This window comes from Pseudomonas fluorescens (assembly GCF_001902145.1).
In the GTDB taxonomy this organism is placed as follows: domain Bacteria; phylum Pseudomonadota; class Gammaproteobacteria; order Pseudomonadales; family Pseudomonadaceae; genus Aquipseudomonas; species Aquipseudomonas fluorescens_BV.
In genome coordinates this window covers 310597-323184 of record NZ_MRST01000022.1, presented here as the reverse complement: position 1 = coordinate 323184, position 12588 = coordinate 310597, and the positions used below count along the sequence as shown (strand labels likewise).

Annotated in this window: 25 protein-coding genes; all 25 read left to right on the top strand. The window is 54.3% G+C overall.

Translation table 11 applies throughout. From position 1 onward, the window contains the following. The first annotated feature begins 26 nt into the window (after positions 1-26). The gene (tuf, locus tag BUE92_RS11655; RefSeq protein ID WP_003176426.1) at positions 27-1220 is read left to right on the top strand and encodes an elongation factor Tu; all 1194 of its coding nucleotides are present in this window, start codon (positions 27-29) and stop codon (positions 1218-1220) included. A gap of 157 nt (positions 1221-1377) precedes the next feature. Next, positions 1378-1689, top strand: coding sequence for a 30S ribosomal protein S10 (rpsJ, locus tag BUE92_RS11650; RefSeq protein ID WP_003186070.1), 312 nt, complete (start codon positions 1378-1380; stop codon positions 1687-1689). Positions 1690-1770: 81 nt separating this feature from the next. Beyond that, positions 1771-2406 (top strand): 50S ribosomal protein L3, encoded by a 636-nt coding sequence (rplC, locus tag BUE92_RS11645; RefSeq protein ID WP_003194649.1) that lies wholly within the window; start codon positions 1771-1773, stop codon positions 2404-2406. A 12-nt stretch (positions 2407-2418) separates the two neighbouring features. After that, positions 2419-3021: a 50S ribosomal protein L4 gene (rplD, locus tag BUE92_RS11640; RefSeq protein WP_003176424.1), complete on the top strand. Its 603-nt coding sequence runs from the start codon at positions 2419-2421 to the stop codon at positions 3019-3021. Next, a complete protein-coding gene (rplW, locus tag BUE92_RS11635; RefSeq protein WP_002555488.1) occupies positions 3018-3317 on the top strand; it encodes a 50S ribosomal protein L23 in 300 nt (99 codons plus the stop codon). The genes rplD and rplW overlap by 4 nt, the downstream gene beginning before the upstream one ends. Positions 3318-3331: 14 nt before the next feature. Next, the gene (gene rplB / locus BUE92_RS11630) at positions 3332-4156 is read left to right on the top strand and encodes a 50S ribosomal protein L2 (protein WP_003186055.1); all 825 of its coding nucleotides are present in this window, start codon (positions 3332-3334) and stop codon (positions 4154-4156) included. Positions 4157-4172: 16 nt separating this feature from the next. Beyond that, complete coding sequence (rpsS, locus tag BUE92_RS11625) at positions 4173-4448, top strand: 30S ribosomal protein S19 (RefSeq protein ID WP_002555486.1); 276 nt, start codon at positions 4173-4175, stop codon at positions 4446-4448. A gap of 11 nt (positions 4449-4459) precedes the next feature. Beyond that, positions 4460-4792 carry a 50S ribosomal protein L22 gene (gene rplV, locus BUE92_RS11620; protein ID WP_003103908.1) on the top strand — a complete coding sequence of 111 codons (333 nt, stop codon included), beginning with the start codon at positions 4460-4462 and terminating at the stop codon, positions 4790-4792. 13 nt (positions 4793-4805) lie between these two features. Continuing rightward, positions 4806-5492 (top strand): 30S ribosomal protein S3, encoded by a 687-nt coding sequence (gene rpsC / locus BUE92_RS11615; RefSeq protein ID WP_003176422.1) that lies wholly within the window; start codon positions 4806-4808, stop codon positions 5490-5492. Between the two features lie 12 nt (positions 5493-5504). Further along, positions 5505-5918: a 50S ribosomal protein L16 gene (gene rplP, locus BUE92_RS11610; protein ID WP_003176421.1), complete on the top strand. Its 414-nt coding sequence runs from the start codon at positions 5505-5507 to the stop codon at positions 5916-5918. Next, positions 5918-6109, top strand: a complete 192-nt coding sequence (rpmC, locus tag BUE92_RS11605; RefSeq protein WP_002555481.1) for a 50S ribosomal protein L29 — start codon at positions 5918-5920, stop codon at positions 6107-6109. Before rplP ends, rpmC begins: the two co-directional genes overlap by 1 nt. A 2-nt stretch (positions 6110-6111) precedes the next feature. Further along, a complete protein-coding gene (rpsQ, locus tag BUE92_RS11600; RefSeq protein WP_003194644.1) occupies positions 6112-6378 on the top strand; it encodes a 30S ribosomal protein S17 in 267 nt (88 codons plus the stop codon). Positions 6379-6401: 23 nt separating this feature from the next. Then, positions 6402-6770, top strand: a complete 369-nt coding sequence (gene rplN, locus BUE92_RS11595) for a 50S ribosomal protein L14 (RefSeq protein WP_002555479.1) — start codon at positions 6402-6404, stop codon at positions 6768-6770. 11 nt (positions 6771-6781) lie between these two features. Continuing rightward, entirely contained in the window at positions 6782-7096 is a 315-nt protein-coding gene (gene rplX, locus BUE92_RS11590; RefSeq protein ID WP_003176416.1) for a 50S ribosomal protein L24, read from the top strand. A 22-nt stretch (positions 7097-7118) separates the two neighbouring features. Beyond that, entirely contained in the window at positions 7119-7658 is a 540-nt protein-coding gene (gene rplE / locus BUE92_RS11585) for a 50S ribosomal protein L5 (RefSeq protein ID WP_003194642.1), read from the top strand. A gap of 13 nt (positions 7659-7671) precedes the next feature. Continuing rightward, positions 7672-7977, top strand: coding sequence for a 30S ribosomal protein S14 (rpsN, locus tag BUE92_RS11580; protein ID WP_003176414.1), 306 nt, complete (start codon positions 7672-7674; stop codon positions 7975-7977). Between the two features lie 208 nt (positions 7978-8185). Continuing rightward, complete coding sequence (gene rpsH, locus BUE92_RS11575; RefSeq protein WP_003176413.1) at positions 8186-8578, top strand: 30S ribosomal protein S8; 393 nt, start codon at positions 8186-8188, stop codon at positions 8576-8578. Between the two features lie 12 nt (positions 8579-8590). Next, positions 8591-9124 carry a 50S ribosomal protein L6 gene (rplF, locus tag BUE92_RS11570; protein ID WP_003194640.1) on the top strand — a complete coding sequence of 178 codons (534 nt, stop codon included), beginning with the start codon at positions 8591-8593 and terminating at the stop codon, positions 9122-9124. A 10-nt stretch (positions 9125-9134) separates the two neighbouring features. Next, positions 9135-9485 (top strand): 50S ribosomal protein L18, encoded by a 351-nt coding sequence (rplR, locus tag BUE92_RS11565; RefSeq protein ID WP_003186037.1) that lies wholly within the window; start codon positions 9135-9137, stop codon positions 9483-9485. 3 nt (positions 9486-9488) lie between these two features. Further along, the gene (gene rpsE, locus BUE92_RS11560; RefSeq protein WP_003176409.1) at positions 9489-9989 is read left to right on the top strand and encodes a 30S ribosomal protein S5; all 501 of its coding nucleotides are present in this window, start codon (positions 9489-9491) and stop codon (positions 9987-9989) included. Positions 9990-9991: 2 nt separating this feature from the next. Continuing rightward, positions 9992-10168 (top strand): 50S ribosomal protein L30, encoded by a 177-nt coding sequence (gene rpmD, locus BUE92_RS11555; RefSeq protein ID WP_003176408.1) that lies wholly within the window; start codon positions 9992-9994, stop codon positions 10166-10168. A 3-nt stretch (positions 10169-10171) separates the two neighbouring features. Beyond that, positions 10172-10609 (top strand): 50S ribosomal protein L15, encoded by a 438-nt coding sequence (gene rplO / locus BUE92_RS11550; protein WP_003176407.1) that lies wholly within the window; start codon positions 10172-10174, stop codon positions 10607-10609. Beyond that, positions 10610-11938: a preprotein translocase subunit SecY gene (gene secY / locus BUE92_RS11545; RefSeq protein ID WP_003194637.1), complete on the top strand. Its 1329-nt coding sequence runs from the start codon at positions 10610-10612 to the stop codon at positions 11936-11938. It begins immediately after the preceding gene. 28 nt (positions 11939-11966) lie between these two features. Beyond that, positions 11967-12083 (top strand): 50S ribosomal protein L36, encoded by a 117-nt coding sequence (rpmJ, locus tag BUE92_RS11540; RefSeq protein ID WP_002555468.1) that lies wholly within the window; start codon positions 11967-11969, stop codon positions 12081-12083. A gap of 129 nt (positions 12084-12212) precedes the next feature. After that, a complete protein-coding gene (gene rpsM / locus BUE92_RS11535; protein WP_003194635.1) occupies positions 12213-12569 on the top strand; it encodes a 30S ribosomal protein S13 in 357 nt (118 codons plus the stop codon). Positions 12570-12588 lie beyond the last annotated feature (19 nt).

Genomic DNA, 12588 nt, shown 5'->3' with positions numbered 1-12588 from the left:
GTCCTTTAGGCAAGGAGTTAATTGTCGTGGCTAAAGAAAAATTTGATCGTTCCCTACCGCACGTCAACGTTGGCACCATCGGTCACGTTGACCATGGTAAAACCACTCTGACTGCTGCTCTGACTCGCGTTTGCTCCGAAGTATTCGGTTCCGCAATCGTTGATTTCGATAAAATCGACAGCGCGCCAGAAGAGAAAGCTCGTGGTATCACCATCAACACCGCGCACGTTGAATACAACTCGCTGATCCGTCACTACGCTCACGTTGACTGCCCAGGTCACGCTGACTATGTGAAGAACATGATCACCGGTGCTGCCCAGATGGACGGCGCAATCCTGGTTTGCTCGGCCGCTGATGGTCCGATGCCACAAACCCGTGAGCACATCCTGCTGTCCCGTCAGGTTGGCGTTCCGTACATCGTGGTTTACCTGAACAAGGCCGACCTGGTAGACGACGCTGAGCTGCTGGAACTGGTTGAGATGGAAGTGCGCGATCTGCTGAGCACTTACGACTTCCCAGGCGACGACACTCCGATCATCATCGGTTCTGCTCGTATGGCTCTGGAAGGCAAAGACGATAACGAAATGGGCACCACGTCCGTTCGTAAACTGGTTGAGACTCTGGACAGCTACATCCCAGATCCAGTCCGTGTTATCGACAAGCCGTTCCTGATGCCAATCGAAGACGTATTCTCGATCTCCGGTCGCGGTACTGTTGTAACTGGTCGTATCGAGCGCGGTATCGTCAAGGTTCAAGATCCACTGGAAATCGTTGGTCTGCGTGACACTACCGTCACCACCTGCACCGGTGTTGAAATGTTCCGTAAACTGCTCGACGAAGGTCGTGCTGGCGAGAACTGCGGCGTTCTGCTGCGTGGTACCAAGCGTGACGACGTTGAGCGTGGCCAGGTTCTGGTCAAGCCAGGTTCGGTTAAGCCGCACACCAAGTTCGAAGCTGAAGTGTACGTGCTGAGCAAAGAAGAAGGCGGTCGTCACACTCCGTTCTTCAAAGGCTACCGTCCACAGTTCTACTTCCGTACTACTGACGTGACTGGTAACTGCGAACTGCCGGAAGGCGTAGAAATGGTAATGCCAGGCGACAACATCAAAATGGTTGTCACCCTGATCAAAACCATCGCTATGGAAGACGGTCTGCGCTTCGCAATCCGCGAAGGCGGCCGTACCGTTGGTGCTGGCGTTGTAGCTAAAATCATCGAGTAATCTCTCTTTTGAGTGAGCTTTGATGTTTTGAGAAAGCCCCCGCTTAGCGGGGGCTTTTTTATTGGGTTGACACCTATCTAGGGCGTCTATAGAATTGCGCCTCCTTTTAACGGGCGTATTGCGCCCGGTGGGAATAGCAGCCGGAGTCTGAAATCCAATGCAAAATCAGCAAATCCGTATCAGGTTGAAGGCTTTTGACCATCGCCTGATCGACCAATCCACCCAGGAAATCGTGGAAACCGCGAAACGTACTGGTGCTCAAGTGCGTGGTCCAATTCCACTGCCTACCCGTAAAGAGCGGTTCACCGTTCTGGTCTCCCCGCACGTCAACAAAGACGCGCGTGACCAGTACGAGATCCGTACTCATAAGCGCGTACTGGACATCGTCCAGCCAACGGATAAAACCGTTGATGCACTTATGAAGCTCGATCTGGCGGCCGGTGTGGAAGTACAGATCAGCCTCGGCTAAGACTTGGGTCTTAGTCGTGTAACGCTCTGAAATGGGCGGCCATAGCGGGTGAAAGCCCCGTACACTCATGAGGTTTACAACATGACTATTGGTGTAGTCGGTCGTAAATGCGGTATGACCCGTATTTTCACCGAAGAAGGTGTCTCCATTCCGGTCACGGTCATTGAGATCGAACCGAATCGCGTCACCCAGTTCAAAACTGAAGAAACCGATGGCTATCGTGCAGTGCAAGTCACTGTCGGCGAGCGTCGTGCTTCGCGCGTGACTGCTGCTCAAGCAGGTCACTTCGCTAAAGCAAACGTTGCAGCTGGTCGCACTGTTATGGAGTTCCGTCTTGAAGATGGCGACTACCAGGCTGGCGATCTGATCAACGCTGAAATCTTCGCCGCTGGTCAACTGGTTGATGTAACCGGTCAGTCCAAGGGTAAAGGCTTCCAGGGTACGATCAAGCGTTGGAATTTCCGTGGTCAAGACAACACTCACGGTAACTCCGTTTCCCACCGCGTCCCGGGCTCTATTGGCCAGTGCCAGACTCCTGGTCGTGTATTCAAGGGCAAAAAAATGTCCGGTCATATGGGCGCTGAGCGCGTGACCGTGCAGTCCCTCGAAGTAGTGCGCGTCGACGCTGAACGCAATCTGTTGTTGGTCAAGGGTGCTGTTCCTGGCGCTACTGGCGGCAACCTGGTTGTACGTCCAGCGGCCAAGGCTCGCGGTTAAGGGGAAGCTGACATGCAATTAAATGTAAATGACGCTCAAGCGATCGAAGTTTCCGAACTGACATTTGGCGGCGAATTCAACGAGACGCTCGTTCACCAAGCAGTCGTGGCCTACATGGCCGGCGGCCGTCAAGGTAGCAAGCAGCAAAAGACCCGTTCCGACGTGCGTGGTGGCGGTAAGCGCCCTTGGCGTCAGAAAGGCACTGGCCGTGCTCGTGCCGGTACTATCCGTAGCCCAATCTGGCGTGGCGGCGGTACCACTTTCGCAGCTCGTCCACAGGATCACTCTCAGAAGCTCAACAAGAAGATGTACCGCGCAGCTCTGCGCTCCATCCTTGCTGAACTCGTGCGTACTGATCGTCTGGTCGTGGTTCAGGACTTCGCTGTTGAAAGTCCAAAAACCAAAGATCTGCTGGGCAAACTGAACAACATGAGCCTGACCGACGTTTTGATCGTGTCTGAAGCTGTTGATCAGAACCTGTACCTGGCTGCTCGCAACCTGCCACACGTTGATGTACGTGACGTGCAAGGTTCCGATCCAGTTAGTCTGATCGCATACGACAAGGTGTTGATCACCGTGTCGGCCGTGAAGAAATTCGAGGAGCTGCTGGGATGAACCAGGAACGCGTATTTAAAGTTCTGCTTGGCCCGCACGTTTCCGAAAAGGCTACGGTTCTGGCTGACAAGAAAGGCCAGTTCGTTTTCAAGGTTGCAACTGACGCAACCAAGCTGGAAATCAAGAAGGCCGTCGAAAGCCTGTTCAGCGTGAAAGTAGAGCGTGTTACTACCCTGAATGTTCTGGGTAAGAGCAAGCGCACTGCTCGCGGTCTGGGCAAGCGTAATGACTGGAAGAAGGCAGTTATCTCCCTTCAGCCAGGCCAAGATCTCGATTTCAGCAGCAGTGCTGAGTAAGGAAGGGGTGCATCATGGCAATCGTTAAATGCAAACCGACTTCCCCTGGCCGCCGTTTTGTGGTCAAGGTGGTCAACCAGGAGCTGCATAAAGGCGCTCCTCACGCACCGCTGCTCGAGAAAAAATCGAAGTCTGGTGGTCGTAACAACAATGGTCGTATTACCACTCGTCACATCGGTGGTGGCCATAAGCAGCATTATCGTCTGGTCGACTTCCGTCGCAACGACAAAGATGGCATCGCTGCCACTGTCGAGCGTATCGAATACGATCCAAACCGTACTGCTCACATCGCTCTGCTGCTGTACGCAGATGGCGAGCGTCGCTACATCATCGCCCCTAAAGGCGTGAGTGCTGGCGACCAGCTGATCGCAGGTGCTCTGGCGCCGATCAAGCCGGGCAACGCTCTGCAACTGCGTAACATTCCAGTTGGTAGCACCGTACACGGCATCGAATTGAAGCCAGGTAAAGGCGCACAGATCGCTCGTTCCGCTGGTGCTTCGGCTCAGCTGATCGCTCGTGAAGGTGTCTACGTGACCCTGCGTCTGCGTTCTGGTGAGATGCGTAAAGTACTGGCTGAATGCCGTGCGACCCTGGGCGAAGTCTCGAACTCCGAGCACAGCCTGCGTTCGTTGGGTAAAGCTGGTGCCAAACGCTGGCGTGGCGTTCGCCCAACCGTTCGTGGTGTTGCCATGAACCCGGTTGACCACCCACACGGTGGTGGTGAAGGTCGTACCTCTGGTGGTCGTCATCCGGTATCGCCATGGGGCTTCCCGACTAAGGGCGCGAAGACTCGTGGTAATAAGCGTACCGACAAAATGATCGTCCGTCGTCGCAAGTAAATAGAGGGATACGACAGTGCCACGTTCTCTGAAAAAAGGTCCTTTTATTGATCTTCACCTACTGAAGAAGATCGAAGTGGCGGCGGAAAAGAACGATCGCAAACCAGTTAAGACCTGGTCGCGTCGTTCGATGATCCTGCCACAAATGGTCGGTCTGACCATCGCAGTACACAACGGTCGTCAACACGTCCCAGTTCTCGTTAACGAAGACATGGTCGGCCACAAACTGGGCGAGTTTGCCGGTACCCGCACTTATCGTGGGCACGTGGCAGACAAGAAAGCCAAGCGTTAAGGGGTTAGGAAATGGAAGTAGCCGCTAAGTTGTCGGGCGCTCGAATCTCCGCCCAGAAAGCCCGCTTGGTCGCCGACCAGATCCGCGGGAAGAAGGTGGGCGAAGCGCTCAACCTGTTGGCTTTCAGCAGTAAGAAAGCCGCCGAGATCATGAAGAAAGTGCTGGAGTCGGCCGTAGCCAACGCCGAGCATAACGAAGGCGCAGACGTTGATGACCTGAAGGTCAGCACCGTTTTCGTCAACGAAGGGCGTTCGCTGAAGCGCATCATGCCACGTGCCAAAGGCCGTGCTGATCGCATCGTCAAGCGGTCTTGCCATATCACTGTCAAGGTTGCTGACAAGTAACGGAGTCGAAGAGATGGGTCAGAAAGTACATCCCATTGGCATTCGCCTGGGAATCGTCAAGGAGCACACCTCCGTCTGGTACGCAGACGGTCGGACTTATGCGGACTACTTGTTCGCTGATCTGAAGGTGCGTGAGTATCTCCAAGACAAACTAAAAAGCGCGTCCGTAAGCCGTATCGATATCCATCGTCCGGCCCAAACTGCACGTATCACCATCCACACCGCTCGTCCAGGTATCGTTATCGGGAAGAAAGGTGAAGATGTTGAGAAACTGCGTCAGGACCTGACCAAGCAAATGGGTGTGCCTGTGCACATCAATATCGAAGAGATCCGCAAGCCGGAGCTCGACGGTATGCTGGTTGCGCAGAGCGTAGCTCAGCAGCTGGAGCGTCGCGTAATGTTCCGTCGCGCTATGAAGCGCGCCGTACAGAACGCCATGCGCATTGGTGCCAAAGGCATCAAAATCCAAGTGAGCGGTCGTCTCGGCGGTGCTGAAATCGCACGTACTGAATGGTATCGCGAAGGTCGTGTGCCACTGCACACCCTGCGTGCCGACATCGACTATGCCAACTACGAAGCTCACACCACTTACGGTGTGATCGGTGTAAAGGTTTGGATCTTCAAAGGCGAAGTAATTGGTGGTCGCCAAGAAGAACTGAAACCACAAGCACCAGCGCCTCGTAAAAAAGCTGCTAAGTAAGGGGTACGCCAAATGTTGCAACCTAAGCGTACGAAGTTCCGCAAGCAGATGACAGGCCACAACCGTGGTCTGGCTCAGCGCGGTAGCAAAGTCAGCTTCGGCGAGTTCGCGCTGAAGTCTGTAGCTCGTGGTCGTCTCACCGCTCGTCAGATCGAGTCAGCGCGTCGTGCTCTGACCCGTCACGTAAAACGTGGCGGCAAGATCTGGATCCGTGTATTCCCGGACAAGCCGATCTCCAAAAAACCTCTCGAGGTTCGGATGGGTAAAGGTAAGGGTAACGTGGAATACTGGGTAGCCCAGATTCAGCCAGGCAAAGTCCTGTATGAAATCGAGGGTGTTTCTGAAGAGCTGGCGCGTGAGGCTTTCGCCCTGGCTGCTGCAAAGCTGCCGCTCGCCACCTCCTTTGTTAAACGGACGGTGATGTGATGAAAGCGAATGAACTTCGTGAAAAATCCGCACAGCAGCTGAACGAGCAACTGCTCGGCCTGCTGCGCGACCAGTTCAATCTGCGTATGCAGAAAGCAACTGGCCAGTTGGGGCAGTCTCATCTGCTCTCGCAAGTTAAGCGTGACATCGCTCGCGTGAAGACTGTGCTCAACCAGCAGGCAGGTAAGTGATCATGGCTGAAGCCGAAAAGACTGTCCGTACGCTGACTGGCCGTGTTGTCAGCGACAAGATGGACAAAACCATCACCGTTTTGATCGAGCGTCGCGTTAAGCACCCGATCTACGGTAAATATGTTAAGCGTTCGACTAAGCTGCACGCGCACGACGAAACCAATCAGTGCCACATCGGCGACAAAGTCACTATTCGTGAAACTCGTCCGATGGCCAAGACCAAGTCTTGGGCACTGGTTGATGTTCTCGAACGCGCTGTGGAAGTCTAAGGACTAGGGGTCGGAGAAATTATATGATTCAGACTCAATCCATGCTCGATGTGGCCGATAACAGTGGCGCTCGCCGTGTTATGTGCATCAAGGTGCTGGGTGGCTCCCATCGTCGTTACGCTGGTATCGGTGACATCATCAAGGTTACCGTGAAGGAAGCAATTCCTCGCGGTAAGGTGAAAAAAGGCCAAGTGATGACTGCTGTTGTAGTCCGCACTCGTCACGGCGTACGTCGTGCTGATGGCTCCATTATCCGCTTTGATGGCAACGCTGCTGTTCTTCTGAACAACAAGCAAGAGCCGATCGGCACCCGTATCTTTGGGCCAGTGACCCGTGAACTTCGTACTGAGAAGTTCATGAAGATCGTCTCGCTCGCCCCAGAAGTGCTGTAAGGAGATCCGACATGCAAAAGATTCGTCGTGACGACGAGATCATCGTGATCGCCGGCAAAGACAAAGGTAAGCGCGGTAAGGTGCTTAAGGTTCTCGCTAATAACCGTCTGGTTATCGGTGGTCTGAACCTGGTCAAGCGTCATACCAAGCCAAACCCGATGTCGGGCGTGCAGGGCGGTATCGTCGAGAAAGAAGCTCCGCTGGACGCTTCTAACGTCGCCATCTTCAACGGCGAAACCAACAAGGCTGACCGCGTTGGTTTCAAAGTAGAAGACGGTAAGAAAATTCGTGTCTTCAAGTCGACCCAAAAAGCGGTTGATGCTTGAACACTGCTAGGTAGATTAGACCATGGCACGACTACAAGAGATTTACCGGAAGGAAATCGCCCCTAAGCTTAAGGAAGAACTTAAGCTCGGGAACGTGATGGAAGTTCCGCGCGTCACCAAAATCACCCTGAACATGGGTCTGGGCGAAGCGATCGGCGACAAAAAAGTCATCGAGCACGCTGTTGCCGACCTGGAAAAGATCACCGGTCAAAAAGTCGTTGTGACTTACGCTCGGAAATCCATCGCTGGCTTTAAAGTCCGTGAAGGTTGGCCGATCGGCGTCAAAGTGACTCTGCGCCGTGAGCGTATGTACGAATTCCTGGATCGTCTGCTGTCGATCTCCCTGCCTCGGGTTCGCGACTTCCGCGGCCTGAATGCCAAGTCCTTCGATGGTCGTGGTAACTACAGCATGGGCGTGAAAGAGCAGATCATCTTCCCGGAAATCGACTACGACAAGATCGATGCTCTCCGCGGTCTGGACATCACCCTGACCACCACTGCCAAGAACGATGATGAAGGTCGCGCCCTGTTGCGTGCTTTCAAATTCCCGTTCCGCAACTGATTGGAGTAGGACCATGGCCAAGATGAGCATGAAAAACCGCGAGCTGAAGCGTCAGCTCACGGTTGCCAAGTACGCCAAGAAGCGTGCAGCACTGAAAGCAATCATCGTTGATCTGAACGCAAGTCCAGAAGCGCGTTGGGAAGCTACAGTTGCTCTGCAGAAGCAGCCACGTGACGCAAGCGCTTCGCGCATGCGTAACCGCTGCCGCCTGACCGGTCGTCCACACGGCGTTTACCGCAAGTTCGGCCTCGGCCGTAACAAACTGCGTGAAGCGGCAATGCGTGGTGACGTACCTGGTCTGGTTAAAGCCAGCTGGTAAGTACTTTCAACGTCCGGGTGGTCGGAATCGCAAGATACTGACCGCCGGTGACCTTGAATCTGGATCAAGCCCCTTTTGGGGCTTGTTTCATTTCTGGAGTATGTCTAAAATACGCGGCTCGCCTGAGCCCGTGTTTTTTGTGCTCGGAGATTCTCGGCGACATATGTAGCCGCAAGGCTAATTTTTTTGTATTAGGAGCGTCTAGCCCATGAGTATGCAGGACCCGTTAGCGGACATGCTAACTCGTATCCGTAATGCCCAGATGGCTGAAAAGTCCGTCGTAAGCATGCCATCTTCCAAGTTGAAGGTAGCTGTTGCCAAAGTCCTGAAAGACGAAGGCTACATTGCGGGTTATCAGATCAGCAGCGAAATCAAACCACTGCTGTCCATCGAGCTGAAGTACTTCGAAGGCCGTTCGGTCATTGAGGAAGTGAAGCGCGTTAGCCGTCCAGGCCTGCGTCAGTACAAGTCCGCTGAAGATCTGCCGAAAGTTCGTGGCGGTCTGGGCGTGTCTATCGTCTCCACCAACAAAGGTGTGATGACGGATCGTGCTGCGCGCGCTGCCGGTGTCGGCGGCGAAGTTCTTTGCACTGTGTTCTAAGGGGGGATAAGCATGTCTCGCGTCGCTAAGAACCCCGTTAAGCTGCCAGCCGGTGTCGAAGTCAAATTCGCAGGCCAACAGCTTTCGGTGAAGGGTGCCAAGGGTACTCTTGAACTGAACATCCATTCGTCCGTTGAGATCGTTGAAGAAGCTGGTGAGCTGCGTTTCGCTGCTCGCAATGGCGATCAACAAACTCGCGCAATGGCCGGTACCACGCGTGCGTTGGTAAACAACATGGTCCAAGGCGTAAGCCAAGGCTTCGAGCGTAAGCTCCAGCTGGTCGGTGTTGGTTACAAAGCGCAAGCAAAAGGCACGGTTTTGAACCTTGCCCTTGGCTTCTCGCACCCAGTGGATTACGAACTGCCAGCGGGCATCACTGCTGAGACTCCTAGCCAGACCGATATCCTGATCAAGGGCATCGACAAGCAGCTGGTAGGTCAAGTGGCCGCTGAGATCCGCGACTTCCGTCCACCAGAGCCGTACAAAGGCAAAGGTGTGCGCTACGCGGACGAAGTCGTCCGTCGTAAAGAAGCCAAGAAGAAGTAGGGCATAGCAAATGACCGACAAAAAAGTTACTCGACTGCGTCGCGCTCGCAAAGCACGCCTGAAAATGCACGAACTCGAAGTCGTGCGTCTCTGCGTGTTCCGCTCGTCGCAGCACATCTACGCCCAGGTCATCTCGGCCGACGGCAACAAAGTCCTGGCAAGCGCCTCGACTTTGGATAAAGAACTGCGTGATGGTGCCACTGGCAACATCGACGCGGCCACAAAGGTTGGCCAGCTGGTCGCTACGCGTGCTAAGGCCGCTGGCGTCTCGCAAGTGGCTTTCGACCGCTCTGGCTTCAAGTACCATGGCCGCGTGAAAGCGCTGGCTGATGCTGCTCGTGAAGCTGGGCTGGAGTTCTAAGTTATGTCAAATAACGACCAAAAGCGCGACGAAGGCTACATTGAGAAGCTGGTTCAAGTTAACCGCGTAGCCAAAACCGTTAAAGGCGGCCGTATCTTCACTTTCACCGCGTTGACCGTGGTGGGTGATGGTAAAGGGCGTGTTGGCTTCGGCCGTGGCAAGTCACGTGAAGTGCCTGCCGCGATCCAGAAGGCAATGGAAGCTGCTCGTCGCAACATGATCCAAGTTGATCTGAACGGCACCACTCTGCAGTACGCAATGAAGTCCGCTCACGGCGCTTCGAAGGTGTACATGCAGCCTGCTTCTGAAGGTACCGGTATCATCGCTGGCGGCGCTATGCGTGCTGTCCTCGAAGTTGCTGGCGTTCAGAACGTTCTGGCCAAGTGCTACGGCTCGACTAACCCAGTAAACGTGGTTCACGCCACTTTCAAGGGTCTGAAAGCTATGCAATCTCCTGAGTCCATCGCTGCCAAGCGTGGTCTGACTGTCAAGGAGATCTTCTGATCATGGCTACCGTTAAAGTAACGCTGATCAAAAGCATGACCGGCCGCATCCCTAACCACAAACTGTGTGTTAAAGGTTTGGGTCTGCGTCGCATCGGTCACACTGTAGAAGTCCAGGATACTCCCGAGAATCGCGGGATGATCAACAAGGCTTACTACATGCTGCGTGTAGAGGGTTAATCGATGAAACTCAATGATCTGAGTCCAGCGCCGGGTTCCCGTCGCGAAAAGCATCGTCCGGGCCGTGGTATCGGTAGCGGTTTGGGTAAGACTGGTGGCCGTGGTCACAAAGGTCAGACCTCCCGCTCCGGTGGCACCATCGCTCCAGGCTTTGAAGGCGGTCAACAGCCGCTGCATCGTCGCCTGCCTAAGTTCGGTTTCGTATCCCTGAAAGCCATGGATCGCGCAGAAGTGCGTCTGTCCGAGCTGGCTAAAGTGGAAGGCGACATCGTTACTGTGCAGACCCTGAAAGATGCCAACGTGATCAACGTCAACGTACAGCGTGTGAAAATCATGCTGTCCGGTGAAGTGACTCGCGCTGTCACTATCGGCAAGGGAATCGGCGCCACCAAAGGTGCGCGTTCGGCTATCGAAGCAGCTGGCGGCAAGTTCGAGGAATAAATGGCTAAGCAAGGTGCTCTCTCAGCGCTCGGCAAAGGCGGTATGTCTGAACTTTGGGCTCGTCTGCGTTTTCTGTTCCTGGCGATTATCGTCTACCGAATAGGCGCACACATCCCGGTTCCAGGTATCAACCCGGACCGACTCGCAGACCTGTTTCGACAGAATGAGGGGACCATTCTTAGCTTGTTCAACATGTTTTCCGGCGGCGCGCTGGAGCGGATGAGTATCTTTGCACTGGGGATCATGCCGTACATCTCGGCATCGATCATCATGCAGTTGATGACAGCCGTCAGCCCGCAGCTGGAGCAGTTGAAGAAGGAAGGTGAAGCTGGCCGTCGCAAGATTAGCCAGTACACCCGCTACGGCACTGTCGTCCTGGCCCTGGTTCAAGCTATCGGCATGTCCGTTGGCCTGGCAGGGCAGGGCGTTGCGTTCACTGGTGACTTTGGCTTCCATTTCGTCGCGGTATCCACTTTTGTGGCTGGTGCGATGTTCATGATGTGGCTGGGTGAGCAGATTACTGAGCGTGGTGTTGGTAACGGTATCTCGATGTTGATTTTCGCAGGTATCGTCGCCGGTCTTCCGAGAGCAATCGGGCAGTCTTTCGAGTCTGCACGTCAGGGTGATATCAATATCTTCGCCCTGGTTGCCATCGGTTTGCTGGCAGTAGCGATTATCGGTTTTGTGGTGTTCATTGAGCGTGGCCAGCGTCGTATTGCTGTTCACTACGCCAAGCGTCAGCAGGGCCGTAAGGTCTTTGCTGCGCAGACCAGCCACTTGCCGCTGAAAGTGAATATGGCCGGTGTTATTCCGGCAATTTTCGCGAGCAGCATATTGCTGTTTCCGGCTTCGTTGGGTACCTGGTTTGGTCAGTCTGAAAATATGGGCTGGCTGCAGGACCTCTCTCAGTCGATCGCTCCTGGTCAGCCGTTGAATATTCTGCTGTTTAGTGCAGGGATTATTTTCTTCTGCTTCTTCTATACGGCGTTGATGTTCAATCCGAAAGACGTAGCGGAAAACCTGAAGAAGTCCGGTGCCTTTATTCCGGGCATCCGTCCAGGTGAGCAGTCGGCACGCTATATTGATGGCGTTCTGACTCGTTTGACCCTGTTCGGTGCTCTATATATGACGGCCGTGTGCTTGTTGCCCCAGTTCCTGGTGGTTGCAGCAAACGTTCCGTTCTACCTTGGCGGGACCTCGTTGCTGATCGTGGTCGTGGTTGTGATGGACTTCATGTCCCAAGTACAATCGCACCTCGTTTCGCACCAGTACGAATCCCTGATGAAGAAAGCCAACCTGAAGGGCTACGGCAGCGGCATGTTGCGCTGAGTACCCCATAAGGTTCGAGGAGTTGGTGATGAAAGTTCGTGCATCGGTGAAAAAGCTGTGCCGTAACTGCAAGATTATTCGCCGCGAAGGTGTTGTTCGAGTAATTTGCAGCGCGGAACCGCGTCACAAACAGCGCCAAGGCTGAGTGTGATCCGCTTGAAGCCCGGCAGCTAGTGCGCTGCCGGGTTGATTATTTGTTATTACAGCGATATTATCTCGCGCCCTATTTCTTGGCTTCCGGGGCGTAGGTAGCTGTCAATTGGAGTCCCACTGAATGGCCCGTATTGCAGGCGTTAACATTCCAGATAACAAGCACACTGTTATCTCGCTGACCTACATCTATGGTGTTGGTCGCACTACTGCGCAGAAAATTTGCGCAGTTGCTGGGGTAAACCCAGCCGCTAAGATCAAGGATCTGAGCGACGAGCAGATTGAACAGCTGCGTGGCGAAGTGGCGAAGTTCACCACTGAAGGTGACCTGCGTCGCGAAATCAACATGAAAATCAAGCGTTTGATGGACCTCGGTTGCTATCGCGGTCTGCGTCATCGTCGTGGTCTTCCAGTACGCGGTCAGCGTACCAAGACTAACGCGCGTACCCGTAAAGGTCCGCGTAAGCCGATCCGCAAGTAATCGCCCCAGCGAATCGACA

Excerpts from the sequence above, each read along its gene's own strand:
- rplP (WP_003176421.1), top strand. The coding sequence starts at position 5,505 with ATGTTGCAACCTAAGCGTACGAAGTTCCGCAAGCAGATGACAGGCCAC.
- rplE (WP_003194642.1), top strand. The coding sequence starts at position 7,119 with ATGGCACGACTACAAGAGATTTACCGGAAGGAAATCGCCCCTAAGCTT.
- rplN (WP_002555479.1), top strand. The coding sequence starts at position 6,402 with ATGATTCAGACTCAATCCATGCTCGATGTGGCCGATAACAGTGGCGCT.
- rplD (WP_003176424.1), top strand. The coding sequence starts at position 2,419 with ATGCAATTAAATGTAAATGACGCTCAAGCGATCGAAGTTTCCGAACTG.
- rpsC (WP_003176422.1), top strand. The coding sequence starts at position 4,806 with ATGGGTCAGAAAGTACATCCCATTGGCATTCGCCTGGGAATCGTCAAG.
- secY (WP_003194637.1), top strand. The coding sequence starts at position 10,610 with ATGGCTAAGCAAGGTGCTCTCTCAGCGCTCGGCAAAGGCGGTATGTCT.
- rpsJ (WP_003186070.1), top strand. The coding sequence starts at position 1,378 with ATGCAAAATCAGCAAATCCGTATCAGGTTGAAGGCTTTTGACCATCGC.
- rpsQ (WP_003194644.1), top strand. The coding sequence starts at position 6,112 with ATGGCTGAAGCCGAAAAGACTGTCCGTACGCTGACTGGCCGTGTTGTC.
- rplO (WP_003176407.1), top strand. The coding sequence starts at position 10,172 with ATGAAACTCAATGATCTGAGTCCAGCGCCGGGTTCCCGTCGCGAAAAG.
- rplX (WP_003176416.1), top strand. The coding sequence starts at position 6,782 with ATGCAAAAGATTCGTCGTGACGACGAGATCATCGTGATCGCCGGCAAA.
- rpsM (WP_003194635.1), top strand. The coding sequence starts at position 12,213 with ATGGCCCGTATTGCAGGCGTTAACATTCCAGATAACAAGCACACTGTT.
- rpmD (WP_003176408.1), top strand. The coding sequence starts at position 9,992 with ATGGCTACCGTTAAAGTAACGCTGATCAAAAGCATGACCGGCCGCATC.
- rplC (WP_003194649.1), top strand. The coding sequence starts at position 1,771 with ATGACTATTGGTGTAGTCGGTCGTAAATGCGGTATGACCCGTATTTTC.
- rplW (WP_002555488.1), top strand. The coding sequence starts at position 3,018 with ATGAACCAGGAACGCGTATTTAAAGTTCTGCTTGGCCCGCACGTTTCC.
- rpsE (WP_003176409.1), top strand. The coding sequence starts at position 9,489 with ATGTCAAATAACGACCAAAAGCGCGACGAAGGCTACATTGAGAAGCTG.
- rplV (WP_003103908.1), top strand. The coding sequence starts at position 4,460 with ATGGAAGTAGCCGCTAAGTTGTCGGGCGCTCGAATCTCCGCCCAGAAA.
- rpmJ (WP_002555468.1), top strand. The coding sequence starts at position 11,967 with ATGAAAGTTCGTGCATCGGTGAAAAAGCTGTGCCGTAACTGCAAGATT.
- rpmC (WP_002555481.1), top strand. The coding sequence starts at position 5,918 with ATGAAAGCGAATGAACTTCGTGAAAAATCCGCACAGCAGCTGAACGAG.
- rplF (WP_003194640.1), top strand. The coding sequence starts at position 8,591 with ATGTCTCGCGTCGCTAAGAACCCCGTTAAGCTGCCAGCCGGTGTCGAA.
- rplR (WP_003186037.1), top strand. The coding sequence starts at position 9,135 with ATGACCGACAAAAAAGTTACTCGACTGCGTCGCGCTCGCAAAGCACGC.
- rpsH (WP_003176413.1), top strand. The coding sequence starts at position 8,186 with ATGAGTATGCAGGACCCGTTAGCGGACATGCTAACTCGTATCCGTAAT.
- rpsN (WP_003176414.1), top strand. The coding sequence starts at position 7,672 with ATGGCCAAGATGAGCATGAAAAACCGCGAGCTGAAGCGTCAGCTCACG.
- rplB (WP_003186055.1), top strand. The coding sequence starts at position 3,332 with ATGGCAATCGTTAAATGCAAACCGACTTCCCCTGGCCGCCGTTTTGTG.